The sequence below is a fragment of the Agromyces sp. NPDC029043 genome, assembly GCF_055564615.1.
Genome location: NZ_JBVHVX010000008.1, coordinates 30,338 through 51,295, shown reverse-complemented (window position 1 = coordinate 51,295; position 20,958 = coordinate 30,338). Strand labels below are relative to the sequence as shown.

Sequence of the window (20,958 nt, the reverse complement as noted above, 5' to 3'; positions counted from 1 at the left end):
CGAAGGAGGGATCACCCATGACCGCAGTCTCCCGCGTCGCGATCGTCGGCTCCGGAGTGGCCGGCACCGCCGCCGCCATCCTGCTGGCCGAAGGAGGCGTCGACGTCGACGTCTTCGAGGTCAAGCCCGACCTCACCGCCCTCGGCTCGGGCATCACGCTGCAGGGCAACGCCCTGCGCGTGTTCGACCGCCTCGGCGTCTGGGAGAAGGTGCAGGAGGCCGGCTACTTCTTCAACCAGACCGGCCTGCGCGCGCCCGGACCGGACGCGCCGTTCATCGCGCAGATCCCCGACGCGCGCACGGGCGGCCCCGAGTACCCGGCGGTCGCCGGGATGTACCGGCCCGAGCTCGCGCAGATCCTCGCCGACCGCGCGACCGAGCTGGGTGCGCGCATCCACTACGGCACGACCGTCTCGAGCTTCACGCAGGACGACGACGGCGTCGATGTCACCCTGAGCGACGGGTCGACGGGTCGCTACGACCTGCTCATCGGCGCCGACGGCCTCAACTCGTCCATCCGGAAGCAGCTCGGCATCGAGGCCGAGCCCGAACGTACGGGCATGGGCATCTGGCGCGCCTTCGTGCCCCGCCCGAAGGACGTGACGCAGACCGACCTGTACTACGGGGGCCCGGTCTACATCGCCGGCTACACGCCGACGGGCGAGGAGATGATGTACGCCTTCCTTGTCGAGCCCGCCCAGGATCGACACCTCTCCTCGCCCGAGGAGGGCGTCGAGGTGATGAAGGGCCTCTCGCAGGCGTACGGCGGGCCGTGGAACGAGATCCGCGAATCGCTCGACGGCGCCTCCCGCGTGAACTACACGTGGTTCACCCAGCACGTCATCCCCGACGCATGGAACCGCGGGCGGGTCGTGGTGATCGGTGACGCCGCGCACAGCTGCCCGCCCACGATCGCCCAGGGCGCCGCGCAGGCCGGCGAGGACGCGCTCGTGCTCGCCGAGCTGCTGCTCTCTCGCGACGAGGTCGACCAGTCGCTGTGGGACGAGTTCCACGCCCGGCGCCTGCCGCGCGCGACCGCGGTCGTCGAGGCGTCGGTGCAGCTCGGCCAGTGGCAGATCGACCACGTGCAGGACGCCGACGTGCCGGGCCTCATGCGGCGCATCGCCATGCTCGTGAGCCAGCCCGCATGAGCGCCGACACCACCGCGACGGACGCCGCGCGACCCGTCGTCGACATGCACGCCCACCTGCTGCTGCCCGCGCTCCAGCAGGCGGTCGGCGCGCGCGACCCCGAGGGCTTCGCCGCGGCGCAGGCCCTCGAGGCCCGCCGGAACGGTCCCGAGAGCCTCGCGGCATCCGGTCGCATGATCGGCGAGCGGATGCCGCTGCTCACCTCGCTCGACGCGCGCCTCGCCGAGATGGACCGGCAGGGCGTCGACGTGCAGGTGGTGTCGCCGTCGCCGTCGCACTACTACCCCTGGGCGGGCGACGAGGTCGCCGGGTGGGCCGCACGCGAGGCGAACCGTGCCATCGCCGAGCACGTGTCGGGGGCGCCCGACCGGCTGCTCGGACTCGGGCTCGTGCCGCTGCAGCATCCGCACCTGCTCGTCGCGGCGCTCGAGGATGCGGTGGTCGGCAACGGCCTCGCGGGCGTCGAGCTCTCGTCGTTCGCCGGTGACGTCGAGCTCTCCGACGAGCGGCTCGAACCGTTCTGGACCCGTGCCGAGGAGCTCGACGCGATCGTGTTCCTGCACCCGTTCGGCTGCAGCCTCGACGAGCGTCTCGACCGTTACTACCTCTCGAACACCGTCGGCCAGCCCGTCGAGAACGCGGTCGCGCTCTCGCACGTCATCTTCTCGGGCGTGCTCGACCGGCACCCGAACCTGACGCTCGTGGCGGCGCACGGCGGCGGGTACCTGCCGACGTTCCTCGGCCGTTCCGACCACGCGTGGCAGGTGCGGCCCGAGGCGCACGGATGTCGCGAGCTGCCGTCGTCGTACCTGCGACGCCTGCGCTTCGACTCGCTCGTGCACACGCCCGGCGCCCTGCGTGCGCTCGTGGAGGCGGCGGGCGCCGACCGCGTGCTCGTCGGCACCGACTACCCGTTCGACATGGGCGTCGACGACCCGATCGAGCGCGTGCGGGAGGCGGGGCTCGCCGAGGCCGACGAGCGCGCCGTGCTCTCGGGGAACGCGGTCGAACTCCTCGGCGCTCGCCTGCCGGCGGGACGGGTGCGCGCGGTCGCGGCCGGGGGAGCGGCATGAGGATCGCTCGCTGGACCCGCGGCGGCGCCCTCGGCGAGGGGTTCGTGATCGGCGACGGGGTGGTGCCCTTCCCGCGCGGCCTCACGGTCGCCGATGTGCTCGCCGACGGCCTGGCCGAGCTGCCGGCGCTCGCCGCCGAGGTCGAGGGCGACGCCGCAGCATCCGCCGTGCCGCTCACCGAGGTGGAGCTGCTCGCCCCGCTCGTGCCCGCGAGCGTGCGCGACTTCGTCGCGTTCGAGGAGCACGTCGAGGGCGTCACGGCGTCGGTCGACGGCGCGAGCCACGTGGCCGACGAGTGGTACACGTTCCCCACGTTCTACTTCACGAACCCGCACTCGATCGTCGCGACGGGCGACGAGGTGCGCCCGCCGGCGACGGGGCGCCTCGACTTCGAGCTCGAGGTCGGCGCCGTGATCGGCGGGGTCGCGGGGTCCGACGGTCGCGACCTCGACCCGGCGGATGCGGCGTCGCACGTCTTCGGCTACACGATCTTCAACGACTGGTCGGCCCGCGACATCCAGGGCCGCGAGATGAAGGTGCGGCTCGGGCCGGCCAAGGGCAAGGACTTCGCGACGACGCTCGGGCCGTGGATCACGACCGCCGACGAGTTCGCCGGCCTGGTCGACGACGAGGGCTTCCTGCCGATCCGCATGGAGGTGTTCGTCAACGGCGAGCGCATCGGCCACGACCTGCTCTCGAACATGGGCTGGCCGTTCGGCGACCTCGTCGCCTACGCGTCGCGCGACTCGCGGGTGGTCCCGGGCGACGTGCTCGGCTCGGGCACGGCCGGCAACGGCGGATGCCTCGCCGAGCTGTGGGGCCGGGCCGGCGAGCTGACGCCGCCGCCGCTCACCGAGGGCGACGAGGTCGTGATGCGGGTCGAGGGCATCGGCGAGATCCGCAACACGGTCGGCCGCGCCCGGCCGGTGCCGGAGATCCCACCCGCTCGCATGCGCCCGCGGGCGCGCGAACGCGCCTGACCGTACGGAGTTCGAGCGTCAGGCCGCCGACGCTTCGCCCAGCTCCGCCGACGCCTCGACGAACAGTCCGCGCAACCACTCGTGCTCGGGGTCGCGGCGGTGCACCGGATGCCACCACATCGCGTTGTGGATCGGCGTCGCGTCGAACGGCGGCTCGAACACGCGCACGCCGGCCGCGTCGCGGGCGTAGCCGGCGAGGCTCGCCTGGATGAGGGCCAGCTTGTCGGTTCCGGCGACGAACATGGGCAGCAGCAGGAAGCTCTCGACGACCGCCTCGACCCGGGGCTCGATGCCGAGCTGCTGGATCTGCCGGGTCGCCGACGTGAACGCCGACCGCGATTGGTAGGTGAAGACCCAGGGGCGGTCCGCGACGTTCTCGAGCGTGACCTCGTCGGCGATCGCGTCGTTCGTCTCGGATGCGAGGACCACCCACCGGTCGGTCCACAGGTCGGTGAACGGGAGGTCGGTGAGGAAGCCGTGCGGCATGAGCAGCGCGTCGGCGCTGCGGAGCCGGTTCACGGCGTCCTCGACGATCTGCGGGTTGTGCATCATGAAGCGGAATCGCACGCCGGGGGCTCGCTCGGCGGCGAGCGCCGCGACCCGTCGGCCGGTGGTCGCGACACTGTAGTCGGAGCCGTAGATCGCGAACTCGCGCGTCGACTGGCTCGGATCCCACTCGGCCGAGCTCTCGAACACGCGGCGAGCGGCGTCGAGCGCGGCCGCCGTGTGCTCGGCCAGGCGTGACGCGAGCGGGGTGAGCTCGTAGGTGTTGCCGGTGCGGGCGAGGATGGGGTCGTTGAAGTGCGTGCGGAGTCGCGAGAGCGAGGCGCTGAGCGCCGGCTGGCTGAGATGCAGACGCTCGGCGGCGCGCGTCACGCTCCGCTCGGTCAGCAGCGCGTCGAGCGAGACGAGCAGGTTCAGGTCGAGCCGTGAGAGCGGTGGCTGTGAGTCGGACACGTCGCTGTGATCCTTCGCTGGGGTCGGAACCCCAGTCTATCCACCGCATCTATCCTTGCTGCTAGGGCATCGCGACGCGTGATGCGCGATCGTGATCCCTGCGAGCCGACGCAGCACCCGCCGCGAGCGCATCCGCAGCGAGCGTCAGGTGGCTGCGCGTCATCTCCGTGGCATCCGCATCGAGCCATTCATGGCCGCCCCACTCGCTGCACAGCGTGCCCGCGAAGTCCGAGCCGGCGAGCACGGCACCGAGGTCGCGGATGGGGTGCGACACGCGTCCGTCGGCGTCGTCGAGGTCCCAGAACTTGAGGTGGAACGCGCCGATGAGCGGGAGGATGTCGCGCACGACCGCGGCATCCGAGCGACCGAAGCGCACCAGCATGTCCATGAACAGCGCGTGCGCGTGCGGCGGCACCTCGCCGGCGCGGAGCGCCGACACGAGCACGCTCACGGTCTCGGGGTCGCGCCATCCCGCGACGACGCGATCGACGAGCGACCGGTCGAGGCCGGCCGCGTCCAGCGCCTCGATGTAGGTTCTGGGCAGTGCCGGCATGAGCATGCTGCAGTCGACGAGCACGCGCACGTGCGGGTCGTCGAGCGTTGCGATCGCGTCGAGTGCGCGCGTCGTGTCGGGATCGGCGGGGGTCTGGCGCCCCTGCGCCTCTTCGAAGAGCACGAGGTCGAGCGCGTGCAGCACGGGCACGAGCCGGGCGAGCAGGGGAGACCCCGCCTGCCCGATCGGGAGGCGGACACCGGTCGCGCCGACGCGCCGCGCAGCGCGCAGTTGGGGCAGCAGGAACGCGAGGCGCTCATCGTCAGCGCGTCGCCGGCCGTCCGCCCTCCAGTCGTCGAGGCTCGCACCGACGATGCTCACCCTGCCGCCGGCCGCCTCGAGCTCGGCGCGGAACGCGTCGACCTCGGCGTCGGTCGGTACCGGGAAGCCGCGCCACATCTGTCCGGGCTCGATCTCGATGACCGGGGCCACGCCGTCGCGCACGACATCCGCGGCGATGTCGGCCGCGCGCCGTTCGGCGCGCACGACGTCAGGGGTCCAGTTGAAGGCGCTCGCGGCGAGCGTCCAGCCGGCGGGGAGGTCTCGAGGACGTCGCGGTTCTCGAGACGCGCTTCGCGCTCCTCGACCAGCGAAGGGGTCTGCACTCGCCTCCCGCGCCTGCTCGCCCGCGGCATCCGCGACCAGCGTGCGCTCGGCGTGGAACGGCAGCGTGAGCGGCGCATCGGGCCCGGCCGGCAGATAGGGAATGGCGAGGCGGAACGACACCGCGACCTCGTGCGACCCGGGTTCCAGGCGACCGTCAGCCGCGACGACGAGTCGGTCCTGGAGGAACCACCATTCGCCGTCGGGCCGAACGCGGAGGTCCTCGACCGCCGCGCCGTCGACCCACACCTCGAGTCCGGAGACGCTCGACACCGGCAGGGATCGGATCCACGGGAGGCTGAGGCGCAGCGCGAACCCGTCAGCGGTGCGGTCCAGCGCGTCGTCGAGCAGGATGGGCAGGCTCATGTGCGGCGCACTCCTTCGTGTCTCGTTGAGACTGAAAGATACGCCCTTATGTCAGAAAAAGGAAGAAGTGATCAGGATGCTGCGGGCATGACGTCGCGGACGAGCGGCCGCCCCTCGGCGAACCAGCGGGGGAACGTCGCCTCGAACAGCTGCTCGCGCACCATCTCGGCGCCACCGCGCAACGGCTCCCGCTCGTCACCGAGCGAGCGGACGATGGCGAGGTCGCGCGTGGCGAGCGGTAGCGACAGCTCGTAGACGCGCTGGCGCACCTCGGCGAGGAACACCTCGCCGGCCGACGACACCGCACCGCCGACGACGATGACGGCCGGGTTGAACATGTTGACGAGTGCGGCGATCGACTCGCCGACCAGGCGAGCCGAGCGTTGGATGAGCGAGATCGCGAGCGCGTCGCCGTTCATGGCCGACATCGCGATGAGCTGCGGCGTGAGCGTGGTGCCCTCCGCGACCAGGTTGGCGAGCGCTCCGGTCGCGCCCTCTGCGACCGCGTGTTCGGCGTCGCGGACGAGGGCCCACCCGCCGGCCTCCGCTTCGAGGCAGCCGACCTTGCCGCAGCGGCACGCCGAATCCGAGTCGCGCACCCGCACGTGGCCGACGTCGCCTGCGGCGCCGTTCGCGCCGCGGTGGATCCGCCCCTGCGAGAGCAGCCCGGCGCCGATGCCCGTGCCGACCTTGAAGAAGATGAGGTCGAGGCGCTCGTCGGGTCGGCGCGAGCGCTCGCTGAACGCGAGGAGGTTCACGTCGTTGTCGACCCAGACCGGTGCGTCGAAGCGCTCCTCGAAGCGCCGGCGCATGTCGAAGCCGTTCCATCCGGGCATGATCGGGGGCGCGACGGGTCGGCCGCTGTCGAAGTCGACCGGGCCGGGGATGCCCACCGCGACGCCCCACACCGGGACGTCCTCGTGCTGCGCGAGGATGTCGTCGAGCATCGCGAGCGCGCTGTCGATGGTCTCGGCGGGGCCTCGCGCGATGTCCCATCCGATGTGGCGATCGTCGATGATGTCGCCGTCGAGCGAGGCGATGCCGACGCGGATGTGGAGCGCCCCGAAGGCGCAGACGATGATGCGCCCCCGTTCCGAGCGGAACCGCAGGGTGCGCGGCGCGCGGCCGCCCGACGAGGGACCGAAGTCGCCGTCGGCGAGGAAGCCCATGTCGATCGCCTGGTCGACGCGCTGGGTCACGACGCCCCGCCCGAGGCCCGTGAGTCGGCCGATCTCGGGCCGGGTGGTGGCCTCCCCGGTGCGGACCAGGTTCACGATCCGCAGGAGGCTCGTGACCTCGTCGGTCTGGGCGCCGAAGCGCAGCGTGGACTCGCGTGTCATGCACTGAATTCTGACACAACGACTCGTCCGAACCGGCCGTTTCGAGGCGAATTAGACAGAAGTCGAGCGAACTTTTGTATAGTCGAGGTCAAAGTGGCAACAGCCGCGAGCGAGAAGGGGGAATCGGATGACGTGGGGTGTCGGCGTGATCGGCGCGGGACCCGGGGTCTCGGCGCTGCACCTGCCGACCCTCGACCGGCTCGGCGATCGGTTCCGGGTCGCGCACGTCGCCGACGCCGGGTCCGGCCGCGCGGCCGAGCTCGCCGCCCGTACCGGCGCCGCCGCCTCGAGCGGCACCGCCCGGCTCCTCGCGGATCCGGCGGTCGAGGTCGTGGCGATCTGCAGCCCGCCCGCCGAGCACGCTCGCCACGTCCGCGAGAGCATCGACGCCGGCGCGCGCGCCATCCTGTGCGAGAAGCCGCTCGCGACGGACGCCGAGGACGCCCGCGCGATCGTCGAGGCGTGCCGCACCGCGGGCATCCCGCTCGTCGTCGCGACGAACCACCTGTACGACCCCGCGTGGAGCCGCGCCAAGCACCACCTCGTCTCGCTGCGCTCCGAGGTCCGTGCGATCTCGGCCACGGTCGCCCTGCCGCCGAACGGACGATTCCATTCCGCGGTGACCGAGCTCTCGACGGCCGGGGCGCCCGGGCGTGGTGCACCCGACCTCGCCGATCCCGAGGTCGCCGCCGGTGTCATCCGGCAACTGGTGCTCGGGCTCGCGGTCCACGACCTCCCTGCCGTCCGCGACCTGGCCCCCGACCTCGAGGGCGTCGACTTCGCCGTGCCGGTCGCGCCGATCGGGTACGCCATCGGGTTCCGGGCGAGCGGCATCCCCGTGCTCCTGGTGGCCGTCATGGTCCCCGACGGTCCCGATCCCGTGTGGCGGATCGCGATCGACACGTCGACCGACCGCGTCGACGTGGAGTTCCCACCGGCGTTCGTGCACACGGGAAGCGCCGAGGTGCGCGTGCGCAGCGGCGAGCTTCGCACCACGACCTACCCGCGCAGCCCGGAGGACGGGTACCTCGGCGAGTGGCGCGCGCTCGCCGAGCTGCTCGACGGCGTGGCGACGATCGAGTACCACGAGATCCTCGACGACGCGCTGTACGCGATCGAGCTCGCCGACGCGGCGGCCGCCGCGGTGCGACGAAGAGCCGGAGGATGACCGCGCGCGTCCACGTCGCCGGGGCACTGGCAGAGTACCGCGTCGCCGTCGCCGCCCTGCCGCATCACGTCAGGGCGACGGCCGAACCGCGCGACGCGATCGTCGTGGTCGACGGCGCCGGTCGGTGGTGGGATGCCGCGGCGGAGGCCGTCGCGGGCGGCGCTCGCGCCGTGCTGGTCGCCGACCCGGTCCGCACGCCGGTCGAGGAGATCGATGCGCTCGATGGCGCGGGCGTTCCAGTGCTGGTCGACCGCCCGCGGCTCCGACACGACCTCGTGGCGCAGGCGATCGCTGCGCGCGACGACGCGACGCCGCGCGTGCTCGTCGCCGAGTGCCGCGCCGAACCGGCCGACCTCTCCGCGCTCACGCGCGACGCGATCGGGTGGCTGCGCGTGTTCGCCGGGGGGCCGATGGAGGTCGCCGCGAGCGAGGGCGCCGCGCTCCTGCGTCCCGCCGGCGGAGTCCACCCGGCCGGGTCGCTGATCGCGACCGCGACGACCGCCGGCGGCGCGATGCTGCGCGTGCGTGCGCTCGGCGAGACGACGACGGAGCTCGAGATCGACGAGCCGATCGGGCGCCGGCAGCTCTCGACGAGCACGTCGCGGGGGATGCTGATCTCGCCGTCGCTCCACGAGTCCGCGTCGCGTGCTGCCCTGCGACGCGCCATCGACGTCGCGGTGGCGCGGTCCGAGATCCACGACTTGGGCGAGCTGCGTCATGACGCCGTCGCATCGGTCTCACTCGCGGTCACGTCCCCCGCGCTCCCGGCGCTTTAGTTGATTTCGAACTAAAGATCGTCTAGAATCGACATGACGTCGGGATCCTCAGGGGTCCGATCCTCGTCGTGAGGTTGCGAGCGAGGGCACAACCGGTCGCGTCGACGGCCCGATCGTTCGGGCACCAACGAATGTCGCTCTCACCTCTCCGGCTTCGCCTTCTCGTCGCCTCGCTCCTCACCGTCGCCTTCCTCGGCGCGCTCGACCACACCATCGTGGCCACCTCGCTCGCGACCGTGGCCGGCGAGCTCGGCGCGCTCGAGCACATGAGCTGGGTCGTCGTCGGCTACACGCTCGCGAGCACCGTGCTCCTGCCCGTGCTCGGCAAGCTCGGCGACCTCGTGGGGCCGAGGCTGGTCTTCCTCACGTCCGTCGTCGTCTTCCTCGCGGCATCGCTCGCCTGCGGGTTCGCGCAGGACATGGCGCAGCTCGTGGTCGCACGGGTCGCGCAGGGCATGAGTTCCGCCGGCATCCAGTTGATGTCGCAGACGATCGTCGCTCACGTGACCACGCCACGCCAGCGGCCGCGCTACATGAGCATCATCGGCGCGGCGTTCCCGATCGCCATCCTCGTCGGGCCGGTGCTCGGCGGACTCATCACCGACTACCTGGGATGGTCGTGGGTGTTCTGGATCAACCTTCCCTTCGGACTCGTCGCGCTCGCGCTCGCCGTGTTCGCCGTCCCGCATGTCGAGACCACGCCGCGCCGCTTCGACATCCCCGGCGCCGTCACGTTCACGGTCGCGCTGGTCGCCCTCGTGCTCGGGGTGACCTGGGTCGGCGATACCGCGTCGGCGCTCGCCGCGGTCGTCGCGTTCGCCTTCGGCATCCTCGCGCTCGCCGCGTTCTTCCTCATCGAGCTGCGCGCGCCCGAGCCCATCGTGCCGCTCGGATACTTCGCCGACCGCACCGTCGCCGCGGGCATCGCGCTGTCGGCGGTCATCGGCATCGGGCTGTTCTCCGTCACGGCGTACCTGCCCACCTACTTCCAGATGGCCTACCGCACGAGCGCCACGGTGTCGGGCTTCGTTCCCATCGCCACCGTGTTCGGCATGCTGCTGTCCAACCTCGGCACCGGATGGCTCGCCAGCCGCACCGGCCGCTACCGCGGCTACACGATCTTCGGCACGAGCCTTGCGGCTGCCGGCCTGCTCGTGATGGCGCTGCTGCCCGTCGGCCTGCCGCTCTGGGTGCCGATGGTCGTGATGTTCGCCGTCGGCATCGGCACCGGATCGTTCATGAGCCTCGTCATCGCCGTCGTCCAGGGCGCCGTGCCGCGCAACGAGACCGGCACGATCACCGCGACCACGAACCTCGTCCGGCAGATGGGCTCGACCCTCGGCACCGCGGTCATCGGCGGTGTCATCGGCGCCGGCGTCGCGGCACGACTCCCGGCCTCCCTCGAGGCCTCCTCGACGACCCCGAGCGTCGTGCACGGGTCGGCGCCCGCCGTGCAGGCCGAGGTCGCCCAGATCTACGGCGACGTCTTCGTGCCCGTCTTCGCGGCACTCGCCATCACGTACGCGATCGGCATCGTCGCCGCCATCCTGCTCCCGCCCGGCCGGCTCTCGGACGAGCCGGCGCCGGCCCCCACCGAACCCGCAACCGAACCCCTCACCGCGTGAGACTCGAAGAGGAGACCCACATGTCGCACCACCCCACCATCGCCGTCGTCGGCAGCGGACCGATCGGCTCCGCCTACGCCCGTCTGCTCATCGAGGGCCTCCCCGACGCGCGCGTGATCATGTTCGAGGCGGGCCCGCAGCTGACCGACCGCCCCGGCGAGAGCGTCCGCAACATCGCCGATCCCGACGAGAAGGCGCGCGCCCGCGAGATGTCGCAGGGCCCCCAGGCCGGCGACCACCGCGAGTCGCTCGGCATCCCCGCCGCCACGGTCGTCGAGGGCATGTTCACCGCGCGCCAGGGTACGCACCTCTTCGACTTCGGCGGTGAAGGATCGGCGCACGCGCCGACCTTCCCCGCCGCCGCCGGCGCGACCAACGTCGGCGGACAGGGCGCGCACTGGACCTGCGCCATCCCGCGGCCCGCCTTCAGCGAGAAGGTCGACTTCATCGCCGACGACGAGTGGGACGACCTGATCGAGACCGCCGAAGACCTCCTGCACAAGCAGAGCGCCGCGTTCGCCGACTCGTCGGTCGGTCGCGCCATCCGCTCGCTGCTCTCGGAGGAGTTCAACGGCGAACTGCCCGAGGGCTACGGCCCCAGCACGCTGCCCGTGGCGGGCGACCCGCAGCCCGACGGCACGATGCGCTGGGCCGGTGCCGACGCCGTGCTCGGGCCCCTCATCGAGCCGGACAACCCGCTCGCCGACCGCTTCGAGCTGCGCGACCTCACGCTCGTGCGCCGTATCGAACACGACGGCGACCGTGTCACCGGCGTCACGATCGAAGACCTCCGCACGAAGGAGACCTCGTTCGTGCCGGCCGACCTCGTGGTCGTGGCCGCCGACGCGTTCCGTTCGCCCCAGTTGCTCTGGGCCTCCGGCATCCGCCCGGCCGCGCTCGGCCACTACCTCACCGAGCACCCGGTCGTGATCTCCACGGTTGCGCTCGACCCGCAGAAGATGAGCCGGTTCGCCACCGAGGAGCAGCTCGACGGCGAGCTCGCGCGTCGCGCGACGAACGCGGCCGACCCGGTCGCCGCCGTGAACCGCATCCCGTTCTCGGAGCCCGGCCACACGTACTCGCTGCAGGTCATGTACGCCGAGAACCCGCCCTTCCAGCTCGACCCCGAGCACCCGCACGCCGGAAACCGCTGGGGCTACGTGAACATGGGGTACGGCATGCGCAAGTTCCCGCGCTACGAGGATGCGGTGACGTTCGACGACGCCGAGCTCGACTACCGCGGCTTCCCCAACATGACGATCGAGTACGCCCTCACCGACCGTGAGAACGCCGAGATCGAGGCGGCGACCGAGCGGCTGCGTCGCGCCGGCGACGCACTCGGCACCTTCGTCGCCGAGCCGCGGCTCATGCCGAACGGCTCGAGCCTGCACTACCAGGGCACCATGCGCATGGGCGCGGCCGACGACGGCACCTCCGTCGCCGACCCGTGGTCGCGCGTCTGGGGCGTCGAGGGCCTCGTCGTCGGCGGCAACGCGCTCATCCCCACGCCGACCACCATGAACCCGACGCTCATGAGCGTCGCGATCGCGGTACGCGGAGCGCGCAAGGCCGTCGAGGAGCTCTCGGCCCGCACCGCGGCATCCGTCACCACCGCCTGACCGCCGGCACCGACCAGACAGAGAGTTCGACGATGCTGCTCGAGAGAGACCTCATCCAGTCCACCGGATTCCGGAACGTCCGCGAGGGCGACCGGGTCACCGGCTTCCAGTTCCGCGTGCGCATGCCGTCGTACCGCGGCATGGCCGCCTCGCTCATCGACGGCATCGCGGTGCGCGTGAGCGACCTGGTCGACGTCGGCCCGGAGGTGCCGCGATGGACCTTCGGCGGCCGCACCTACACGCTCGCGGAGCTCTGGGACGCCGACGGCGTCAGGTGGCCGCTCGAGGAGGCCGCCGTCGTCACGGTGCCGCTCGAGGGCGGACTTCCGGATGGCACGCACGAGGTGTCGATCGAGCTGCGCCTCCGGATGTCGTACATCCCCGAGGAGCACCAGCCGAGCACCTACCGGGTCGCTCGGCACATCACGCTCTCATCGGATGGCGACGGCGGACCCTTCAAGTACGGCGTCTCGCTCTACAGCTACATGACCGACTACGGCACGGTGCTCGATCTCGAAACCGCGCTCGCGCACGTCGCCGACGTCGGCGCGACCGGCGTCGAGATCCTCGGCGAGGGCCACATCGCCGGTTACCCGGAGCCGACGACCGACTGGATCGACGGGTGGTTCGCGTTGCTCGACCGGTACGGGCTCGAGCCGACGAACTACGGCTCGTGGATCGACACGCGGCTCCACTCGAGCGGCCCGAACGCCCGGCGGCTGACCGCCGAGGAGGGCGCAGGGATGCTGCAGCGCGACCTGCGGCTCGCGAAGCGCCTCGGCTTCCGGTTCGTCCGGCCCAAGATCGGCGTCGTCTCGAGCGACCTCGTGCCCGACCCGATCTGGACCGAGTCGGTCGAGCGCTCGCTCGACCTCGCGGCCGAGCTCGACGTCGTGATCTGCCCCGAGATCCACTCGCCGACGCCGATCAAGCACCCGGTCGTCGACGACTACATCGACCTCATCGAGCGCACCGGCACCAAGCACTTCGGACTGCTGCTCGACACCGGCATCTTCCAGGACCGCCCGATCCCGCTCCGGCCCGGCGAGCTGCCCGGCCAGCGCCCGGCATTCCTCGACGGCATCGGCGTCGACCCCGCCGACGTCGCCGATATCGCGAAGTACGTCGTGTTCATCCAGGCCAAGTTCCACGACATCGACGAGCACCTCGAGGACCAGCAGATCCCGTGGGAGCCGGTGCTCCGCGCGCTGAAGGACGCGGGCTACGCCGGGTACCTCTCGAGCGAGTACGAGGGCGAGCGCGAGCCGTGGCGCTCGATCGAGCAGGTGCGCCGCCAGCACTCCCTCATCCGCCGCATCGCCGCGGGGCTCTGAGCCGCGGCATCCGCTTCACGACATACCCAGCACGACAGGACACGAACCATGCCGAACGGACTCATCCAGGCCGACAGCCTGCGCACCCACCCCGAGGGCCTCGCGCTCTCGCTCACGCTGCCGTGGTACCGCAGCCTCTGGCTCTCGTCGGTGTCGACGCTGCGGCTGACGGTCGACGGCGTCGAGGTCGCGCGGGAGGATCTCGCGTTCGAGCTCGACGGGGTGCGGTACGCGCTCGACGAGCTGCCGCAGCAGAGCGAGGTGCTCTGGTACCTGCAGGCGCACCCGCTGCTCATCGCGAAGCGCCCGGAGCCGGTCGCGCTCGGCGCGACGCACGAGGTCGAGATCTTCGGCGAGCTGCGCCTGCCGTACATGCAGATCGCGCCCGGCGCCGACCCCGCGCCCGGCATCTACGTGCCGAACGTCGTGCGGCAGTCGCTGAACCTGACGGCCACCGACCGCGATGCGCCGGCGCCGGCGGTGGTGACGGATGTCGCTCCGCCGCCGCCCGCGACGGACGCCGACCCGTTCAAGCTCGGCCTCACGCTCTACTCCGCGAGCGCCGAGTTCCGCGCCGGGTGGTACGACTTCGACGGGCTGCTCGACCGCGTCGCCGAGCTCGGCATCGGCCCGGGCATCGAGATCGTCGCCTCGCAGGTGCTGCCCACCTACCCGGTCGTCTCCGACGAGTTCGTGCGCACGTGGCGCGATGCGTTCGACCGGCACGGCTTCGACGCGAGCTCGTTCGGCGCGAACCTCGACATGGGGCGGCGGCGCGACCGCGACATGACGCCCGACGAGGAGTTCGCGTTCAGCGAGACGCTCTTCCGCGGCGCGGCGAAGCTCGGCTTCCCGCTCGTGCGCATCCAGAGCGCGAAGCCCGAGCTGCTGCGTCGACTGCTGCCCGTCGCCGAGGAGCTGGGCCTGAAGCTCGGCTACGAGATCCACGCGCCCATGGGCCCGAACGCCGAGCCGATCCTGAAGGTGCGGGAGACCTACGCCGAGCTCGACTCGCCGCTGCTGGGGTTCGTCGCCGACTTCTCGTCCACCATGCACTCGATGTCGCCGACGCTGCTGCGCGCCGTGCGCCGTGCCGGGCTCGACGACGAAGCGGTCGACCGCCTGCAGGCGATCTGGGCGACCGACGCCCCGATCCGCGAGCGCCAGGAGGAGTTCATCGGCTACCTCCGCGGCCGCGACTTCGACCCGGGCCGCCTGGGCTCCTTCGCGCACCTCGCCTTCAACATGCACGGCCACGTCGACCCGCGCGAGTGGGCCGACATCATGCCGCAGATCCTGCACGTGCATGCGAAGTTCTACGACATCGACGAGCAGGGCCAGGAGCCGGCGATCGACTACCCCGAACTGGTGCGCGTCTTCGTCGAGGGCGGCTACCGCGGCTACTGGTCGAGCGAGTGGGAGGGTCACGCCTTCGCCGAGCTCGGCGAGGTCGACCCGCTGCTGCTCGTGCGTCGCCAGCACGACCTCGTCCGCGCGAGCATGCGGGCGGTGCAGCCGGCATGAGCGCCTCCGAGGCATCCGTCGCCGACCTGCGCGCGGCCAACCGGGCCGTGGTCGAGGCGTTCTTCGCGTCGAACTTGCACCGTCCCGAGGAACGGCTCGCCCTGTGGCATCCGGATGGTGTGAAGGAACTGCCCTTCGCCCCGAAGGGATTGCCGAAGACCCGCTGGGAGGGCCGCGACGAGATCGTCGCGAACACGGTGAACAACTCGGGCATGTTCGCCGACTGCGGGCACCGCGACCTCGTGATCCACTCGGCGGAGGACCCCGAGCTGTTCTTCGTGACGAGCCGCATGGTGCCCGAAGCCACCTTCCTCGGCGAGCCGTACCCGCAGTCGTTCATCCACGTCATCCGGGTACGGGACGGCAGGGTGATCCTGCAGCAGGAGTATTTCGACAGCGAGATCCTCGCCGACGCCGAGCGCGCGGCGAGCGCCAAGGGACGCACGCCCCTCCGATGACCGGAACCGAGGAGATCGCCGTGACCGACGCCGCCCTGCAAACCGACCGTGCCGGCCTGCCCGACTTCCGGCGGATGCCGGTGGCGGACGCCATCCGCTGGCTCGCCGAGCACGGCGAGCCGGCCGACCCGCGATCCGACATCGACACCGCCTCGCTCGTGCGGCGCTTCCCGCGTCTGGGGAGCGTCGAGGCCGTCGACCGGGTCGTGCGCGGCTCGCACGGCCCGGTTCCCATCCGGGTGTACCGCGACCCCGAGGTGATGCCGACCGGCCGCGCCCTCGTCTGGGTGCACGGCGGCGCGTTCATCGGCGGCCACCTCGACATGCCCGAGTCGAACTGGGTCGCGCGCGAGCTCGCGGCCCGCGGCATCCCGGTCGTCTCGGTCGACTACGCGAAGTGCCTGGGCGACGTCCACTTCCCCGTGCCGTCCGACGACGTGCTCGCCGCGTGGCGCTTCGTGACGGATGCCGCGGCCGACCTCGTCGGCGTGACGCCCGGGTCGCTCGTGCTCGGCGGGGCCAGCGCGGGCGGCGCGCTCACGGCCGGCGCCGTCACCCGGCTGCGCGACGCGGGGGAGCCGCTGCCCGCCGGGCTCGTGCTGGTCTACCCGGTCCTGCACCCGAACGGTCCGGAGGCGTCCGGCTCCGTCGACGCCTCCTCGCCGCACGGCCGGCTCGCCCTGAACTACGCCGGCACTGAGGCGGCGCTCGCCGACCCGCACGCGTTCGCCGGCCTCGGCGACGGGCACGGGTTCCCGCCGACGCTCATCGTGGTGTGCGAGCTCGACGAGCTGCGGCCGTCGGGGGAGCGGTTCGCCGCGACGCTCGCCCATGCCCGTGTCGACGTCGAGCTCCGCGTCGAGGCCGCCGCACGGCACGGGCACATCGACCAGCCCGGCGACGAGGGCGCGCTGCGCACGATCGAGGCCATCGCCGAGTGGGTCGGCCGCGACATCCGCGAACCGGAATCGAGCCGATGATCACCTTCACCAACCCGGTGCTGGCGGGCGACCGCCCCGACCCGTCGGTGATCCGCGTCCGCGACGAGTACTGGATGACCTACTCGTCGTTCGAATCGGCGCCCGGGCTGCCGCTGTACCGGTCGACCGACCTCGTGAACTGGACCTACGAGGGCTCGGCGCTGCCCGAACCGCTCGGCAGCACGTTCGCCGTCGACATCGCCGAGCACGACGGCCGGTTCTTCATCTACATCCCGTTCATTCCGACGCCGTGGTCGGAGCTGACGGAGCCGTCGATCTTCGTGATCCACGCGCCGTCGATGCGGGGGCCGTGGTCCGAACCGATCGACCTCGGCATCCGCGGCGCCATCGACCCGGGCCACATCGTCGGCGAGGACGGCAGGCGCTACCTCCTGGTCAACGGCATCCGGATGGTGCAGCTCACGGACGACGGCCTCGCGACGGTCGGCGACCTCGAGCAGGTGTACGACGGATGGCGCTACCCCGACGAGTGGGTCACCGAGGCGTACGCCCTCGAGGGGCCGAAGCTGTTCCGTCGCCGCGAGTGGTTCTACCTCGTCAGCGCCGTGGGCGGCACCTCGGGCCCGCCCACCGGACACATGGTGATCGTGGCGCGATCGCGTTCGGTGCACGGCCCATGGGAGAACCACCCCGGCAACCCGATCGCCCGCACCGAGGACCCCGCGGAGCGCTGGTGGTCGCGCGGCCACGCGACGATACTGCGCGGGCCGGGCGATGACTGGTGGATGCTCTCGCACGGCTACGAGCACGGCTTCCGCACCCTCGGCCGGCAGGTGCTGCTCGAGCCGATCGACTGGACCGACGATGGCTGGCCCATGGCGGTCGCCGGCGACATCGGAGCGCCGCAGCCCGCGCCCGCGGAGGCCGCACCGCAGCGCCCGTCGGAGGGGTTCGAGCTCGACGCCGGGGCGTTCCGGCTCGGCGACCGGTTGGCGTTCCACGCGCCGTCCCACGGCGAGGCGGACCGGCTGCGGGTCGACGACGAGGCCGTCGTGCTGCGGGCGAAGGGCGCCGGCCCGGCCGACACGTCACCGCTGTGCCTGGTGACCGGCGACCACTCCTACGAGATCGAGGTCGACCTGGAGCTCGGAGCGGGATCGGTCGAAGGAGGACTGCTCCTGTTCTTCAACGACCGGCTCTTCTGCGGGATGGGCATCGACGGGGAGCGGATGCTGAGCTACTCGGGCGGTCACCGCACGCACTGGCGCGAACCGGCGCCGGCGACCCGGCGCCTGCGCCTGCGCATCCGCAACGAGGAGCATGTCGTCACGTCGTGGTACGCACTGCCCGGCGGGGACTGGGTGCGTCACGGCATCCGATACGAGACGTCGGGCTACCACGCCAATACGATGGGCGATCTGCTGAGTCTGCGTCCGGCCGTGTACTCGTCGGGTGACGGCGAGGTGCGCTTCCGGGGGCTGCGCTACCGGCCGCTGGGCTGATCCGCCCCCTCGCCGACACTCGCCTCGGCCGGCGCGGGGCAGTAGAGCTGCGTGCGCTCTCCTGATCGATCGACGCGGTGCTGGGCCATAGGGTTGCCGCAGATCGGGCAGCGCGGGTCGGCCGGGGGCTCGTACGGCGCCTCGGGCCGCCCGATCCCCACCTGGGCCGGACCCGTGAACGTGTAGACGACGCGGTTGAGCCGGTTGAAGAACCCGCGCTTGCCCACGAACGGGTTCAGCGGATCGCCGGAGCGCTCACCATTCCTTCGTGCCATGATGATTAGTATACTAACTATATGAGCGGTATTGCTGAGACCGAGGTCGACGACCTCCTCTTGCTCGAACGGCAGTTGTGCTTCGCGCTGGCCGTGACGTCTCGGTCGGTCATCGGCGCCTACAAGCCGATCCTCGAGCCGCTCGGCCTGACGCACCCGCAGTACCTCGTCATGCTCACGCTCTGGGAGCGCGAGCCGCGGTCGCTGAAGGAGATCGCGACGGTGCTCCGTCTCGAGCCGGCCACCCTTTCGCCGCTGGTGAAGCGCCTCGAAGCCGCGGGGTTCGTGAGGCGCGAGCGATCGGCTCAGGATGAGCGTCAACTCGCCCTGCGGCTGACCCCGCGCGGCGACGCCCTGCGCCAGGACGCGCGAGCCGTGCCCATGCAGGTGGTCGAAGCGCTCGGCGTCGACCTCGACGAGCTCACCGACCTGCACGCCCGGCTCAGCTCGATCCTGCAGCGCATCACCCCGCCGGCCGACGGCGAGTAGCTTCGTCCTTCAGGGGCGACGCTGCGCGCGATTCCGTCACGCGCACGTCGAGCGCCTGGGTACGTTCGAGCGACGAGCCCACATGGAGCCGGAAGAGACCGGGCTCGACGACGAAGCGCGCGTCCGCGCCATCCGTCTCCCAGAAGCCGAGATCGCGCTCGCCGAGCTCGAACGAGAAGGTCGTCGTCTCGCCTGAGTCGAGCGTGCGCCGCTCGAATGCGACGAGCCGGCGGACGGGCGGGGCGATGCTCGCGACCACGTCCTCGAGGAACACGAGCACCACCTCGTCGCCGCGGCGGTCGGAGGTGTTCGTCACGTCGACCTCGACGGTGACGCGGAGCCCCCGATACGGGTCGCCGAGCGAGATCTCGCCGCGGTCCGGCCGAGGGAGCCCGTGCGTGAACGTCGCATACCCCGAGCCGTGGCCGAACGCGAACTGCGGGCCGAGCTCGAGGTCGAGGTACTTCGACGTGTACTTCTCGTGCACGTTGTCGGGGCCGTGCAGGCCGACATCCGCCGCCGTCTCGGTGAGGGTGCCGCGGACGGTCGCCGGCCGGCCCGTGCGCTCGTGCGCGTAGTACACGGGCACCTGGCCGACCGAGCGCGGGAACGACATCGGCAGGCGTCCGGAAGGGTCGGCGTCACCCAGCAGCACGTCGACGATCGCAGCGGATGCCTCGGTGCCGCCGTGCCATGCCTCGAGCACGCTCGGCGCCACATCGACCCAGTCCGCGACGACGAGCGGGCGGCCGTTCTCGAGCACCACCGCGAACGGCGTGCCCGTCGCGGCGATCGCGCGGATCAGGTCGGCCTGGCGCCCGGGCAATCGGAGGTCGCTGCGCGAGGCCGCCTCGCCGGACAGTGAACTCGGTTCACCGACGCAGACGAGCACCACGTCGACGTCGCGGGCGGCCGCCGCCGCCTCGGCGATGCCCGACGCGTCGTCGTCGAGGAAGCCGACGCCCGGGACGACCCGCACGTCGGTGTCCGGCCGCCGTTCGCGGAACTCGCCGGCGATGCTGCGCGCCGGCGCGGCGAACGACTGCGTCCACGCGCCGAGGTGGTCGGTCGATTCGGCGTACGGCCCGGTCAGGAGCACGCGTCGGGGCTCGCGCAGCGGCAGGGTGCCGTCGTTCTTCAGCAGGACGCAGGCGCGCGCAGCGGCATCCCGGACCATCCGCCGGCCCGCATCGGAGGGCTCGACGATCTCGTCGGCCTCTCGGACATACGGATCGTCGAACAGCCCGAGCCTCTCCTTGACCGCGAGCACGCGAGCGACCGCGTCGTCGATGCGCGCCGGGTCGAGGCGGCCAGGCGTGAGCTCGGACTGGTCGACGTCGCCGGGCGCCCCGCCCATCTCGACGTCGAGGCCGGCGGCGAAGGCCAGCCGCACCGCGTCGGCGAGGTCGGCGGCGACGCCGTGGGGGACCAGGTTGCGCACGCCGTCGGCATCGCCGACCACGACCCCGTCGAAGCCCCACTCCTCCTTCAGCACCCCGGTCAGCAGCCGCCGGTTCGCGTGCATGGGGCGTCCGGCCACCGTGTTGAACGAGACCATGACGGATGCCGCGTCCGCCTCGACCACGGCACGGAACGGCTCGAGGTGCACGTTGCGCAGGCGGTGCTCCGAGACATCCGCCGCGTCGTAGTCGCGACCGCCCTCGGGCTGCCCGTACGCGACGTAGTGCTTCGCGGTCGCCGCGATGGCGTCGGGCGCCGCGAGCGAGTCGCCCTGGTAGCCGCGCACCATCGCGCGGCCCAGCTCGGCGGTCAGGTGCACGTCCTCGCCGAACCCCTCGACCGCGCGGCCCCAGCGCGGGTCGCGCGAGACGTCGAGCATGGGGGAGAACGTCCAGTTCGCGCCGCCAGACCGCGCCTCCTCGGCGGCCAGGTGCGCGAGCTCCTGCACCATCGCCGGATCGAAGCTCGCGGCCTGCGCGAGCGGGACGGGTGCGATGGTGCGCTGCCCGTGGATGACGTCGAGCCCGACGAGCAGGGGGATCCCGAGCCGAGTCTCCTCGACGGCGACCCGCTGCAGCGCGTTCGTCGCGGCGGCCGACCGCGGCCAGAAGATCGAGCCGACGCCGTCGCGCACCAGCTGCACCGCGTCCTGCAGCGCGGGGCGGAACACGATCTGGAGCTGACCGAGCTTCTCGGCCCAGGTCAGCTGGTCGAGGAGGGCGCGCACGCGCGGGCTCGGGGACATCGGGTCTCCTTCGGTACG

Annotated in this window: 18 protein-coding genes; 13 read left to right on the top strand and 5 right to left on the bottom strand. The window is 71.9% G+C overall.

The annotated features are described in order from the left end of the window. Positions 1-17 precede the first annotated feature (17 nt). Genes ACZ4TW_RS11805 through ACZ4TW_RS11795 form a run of 3 tightly spaced genes read left to right on the top strand, consistent with a single transcriptional unit; the run spans position 18 to position 3,204 of the window. Positions 18-1,151, top strand: a complete 1,134-nt coding sequence (locus ACZ4TW_RS11805; RefSeq protein WP_465542913.1) for an FAD-dependent oxidoreductase — start codon at positions 18-20, stop codon at positions 1,149-1,151. Next, positions 1,148-2,224: an amidohydrolase family protein gene (locus tag ACZ4TW_RS11800; protein ID WP_465542912.1), complete on the top strand. Its 1,077-nt coding sequence runs from the start codon at positions 1,148-1,150 to the stop codon at positions 2,222-2,224. Before ACZ4TW_RS11805 ends, ACZ4TW_RS11800 begins: the two co-directional genes overlap by 4 nt. Then, positions 2,221-3,204, top strand: coding sequence for a fumarylacetoacetate hydrolase family protein (locus tag ACZ4TW_RS11795; protein WP_465542911.1), 984 nt, complete (start codon positions 2,221-2,223; stop codon positions 3,202-3,204). The genes ACZ4TW_RS11800 and ACZ4TW_RS11795 overlap by 4 nt, the downstream gene beginning before the upstream one ends. Positions 3,205-3,222: 18 nt before the next feature. Here ACZ4TW_RS11795 and ACZ4TW_RS11790 read toward each other — a convergent pair whose 3' ends face one another. The 3 genes from ACZ4TW_RS11790 to ACZ4TW_RS11780 all read right to left on the bottom strand — a co-directional run bounded on the left by ACZ4TW_RS11790 (position 3,223) and on the right by ACZ4TW_RS11780 (position 7,023). Next, a complete protein-coding gene (locus ACZ4TW_RS11790) occupies positions 3,223-4,161 on the bottom strand; it encodes a LysR family transcriptional regulator (protein ID WP_465542910.1) in 939 nt (312 codons plus the stop codon). A 61-nt stretch (positions 4,162-4,222) separates the two neighbouring features. After that, positions 4,223-5,683: a hypothetical protein gene (locus tag ACZ4TW_RS11785; RefSeq protein WP_465542909.1), complete on the bottom strand. Its 1,461-nt coding sequence runs from the start codon at positions 5,681-5,683 to the stop codon at positions 4,223-4,225. A gap of 71 nt (positions 5,684-5,754) precedes the next feature. Next, on the bottom strand, positions 5,755-7,023 hold the full coding sequence (locus tag ACZ4TW_RS11780; protein ID WP_465542908.1) for an ROK family protein: 1,269 nt from the start codon (positions 7,021-7,023) through the stop codon (positions 5,755-5,757). Between the two features lie 127 nt (positions 7,024-7,150). Here ACZ4TW_RS11780 and ACZ4TW_RS11775 point away from each other — a divergent pair, with 127 nt between their 5' ends. From ACZ4TW_RS11775 to ACZ4TW_RS11735, 9 genes are all read left to right on the top strand, one after another. Further along, complete coding sequence (locus ACZ4TW_RS11775; protein ID WP_465542907.1) at positions 7,151-8,191, top strand: Gfo/Idh/MocA family protein; 1,041 nt, start codon at positions 7,151-7,153, stop codon at positions 8,189-8,191. Beyond that, the gene (locus ACZ4TW_RS11770) at positions 8,188-8,967 is read left to right on the top strand and encodes a hypothetical protein (RefSeq protein WP_465542906.1); all 780 of its coding nucleotides are present in this window, start codon (positions 8,188-8,190) and stop codon (positions 8,965-8,967) included. Before ACZ4TW_RS11775 ends, ACZ4TW_RS11770 begins: the two co-directional genes overlap by 4 nt. A 131-nt stretch (positions 8,968-9,098) precedes the next feature. Continuing rightward, the gene (locus tag ACZ4TW_RS11765) at positions 9,099-10,592 is read left to right on the top strand and encodes an MDR family MFS transporter (RefSeq protein WP_465542905.1); all 1,494 of its coding nucleotides are present in this window, start codon (positions 9,099-9,101) and stop codon (positions 10,590-10,592) included. A gap of 20 nt (positions 10,593-10,612) precedes the next feature. Further along, positions 10,613-12,211, top strand: coding sequence for a GMC oxidoreductase (locus ACZ4TW_RS11760; protein ID WP_465542904.1), 1,599 nt, complete (start codon positions 10,613-10,615; stop codon positions 12,209-12,211). Between the two features lie 32 nt (positions 12,212-12,243). After that, the gene (locus ACZ4TW_RS11755) at positions 12,244-13,545 is read left to right on the top strand and encodes a C-glycoside deglycosidase beta subunit domain-containing protein (protein ID WP_465542903.1); all 1,302 of its coding nucleotides are present in this window, start codon (positions 12,244-12,246) and stop codon (positions 13,543-13,545) included. 48 nt (positions 13,546-13,593) lie between these two features. Further along, a complete protein-coding gene (locus ACZ4TW_RS11750; RefSeq protein ID WP_465542902.1) occupies positions 13,594-15,069 on the top strand; it encodes a C-glycoside deglycosidase beta subunit domain-containing protein in 1,476 nt (491 codons plus the stop codon). Then, positions 15,066-15,527, top strand: a complete 462-nt coding sequence (locus ACZ4TW_RS11745) for a nuclear transport factor 2 family protein (protein ID WP_465542901.1) — start codon at positions 15,066-15,068, stop codon at positions 15,525-15,527. The genes ACZ4TW_RS11750 and ACZ4TW_RS11745 overlap by 4 nt, the downstream gene beginning before the upstream one ends. Beyond that, a complete protein-coding gene (locus tag ACZ4TW_RS11740) occupies positions 15,524-16,507 on the top strand; it encodes an alpha/beta hydrolase (RefSeq protein WP_465542900.1) in 984 nt (327 codons plus the stop codon). Before ACZ4TW_RS11745 ends, ACZ4TW_RS11740 begins: the two co-directional genes overlap by 4 nt. Beyond that, positions 16,504-17,970, top strand: a complete 1,467-nt coding sequence (locus ACZ4TW_RS11735; RefSeq protein WP_465542899.1) for a family 43 glycosylhydrolase — start codon at positions 16,504-16,506, stop codon at positions 17,968-17,970. The genes ACZ4TW_RS11740 and ACZ4TW_RS11735 overlap by 4 nt, the downstream gene beginning before the upstream one ends. Here ACZ4TW_RS11735 and ACZ4TW_RS11730 read toward each other — a convergent pair. Beyond that, positions 17,952-18,245 carry a hypothetical protein gene (locus ACZ4TW_RS11730; RefSeq protein ID WP_465542898.1) on the bottom strand — a complete coding sequence of 98 codons (294 nt, stop codon included), beginning with the start codon at positions 18,243-18,245 and terminating at the stop codon, positions 17,952-17,954. The two genes, ACZ4TW_RS11735 and ACZ4TW_RS11730, sit on opposite strands and share 19 nt — an antisense overlap. 21 nt (positions 18,246-18,266) lie before the next feature. Between ACZ4TW_RS11730 and ACZ4TW_RS11725 the strand changes: the two genes are divergently transcribed. Beyond that, positions 18,267-18,734 (top strand): MarR family winged helix-turn-helix transcriptional regulator, encoded by a 468-nt coding sequence (locus ACZ4TW_RS11725; RefSeq protein ID WP_465542897.1) that lies wholly within the window; start codon positions 18,267-18,269, stop codon positions 18,732-18,734. On the opposite strand, the gene ACZ4TW_RS11720 is transcribed toward ACZ4TW_RS11725, so the two are convergent. After that, on the bottom strand, positions 18,709-20,940 hold the full coding sequence (locus ACZ4TW_RS11720; RefSeq protein ID WP_465542896.1) for a glycoside hydrolase family 3 N-terminal domain-containing protein: 2,232 nt from the start codon (positions 20,938-20,940) through the stop codon (positions 18,709-18,711). The two genes, ACZ4TW_RS11725 and ACZ4TW_RS11720, sit on opposite strands and share 26 nt — an antisense overlap. Between the last annotated feature and the right edge of the window lie 18 nt (positions 20,941-20,958).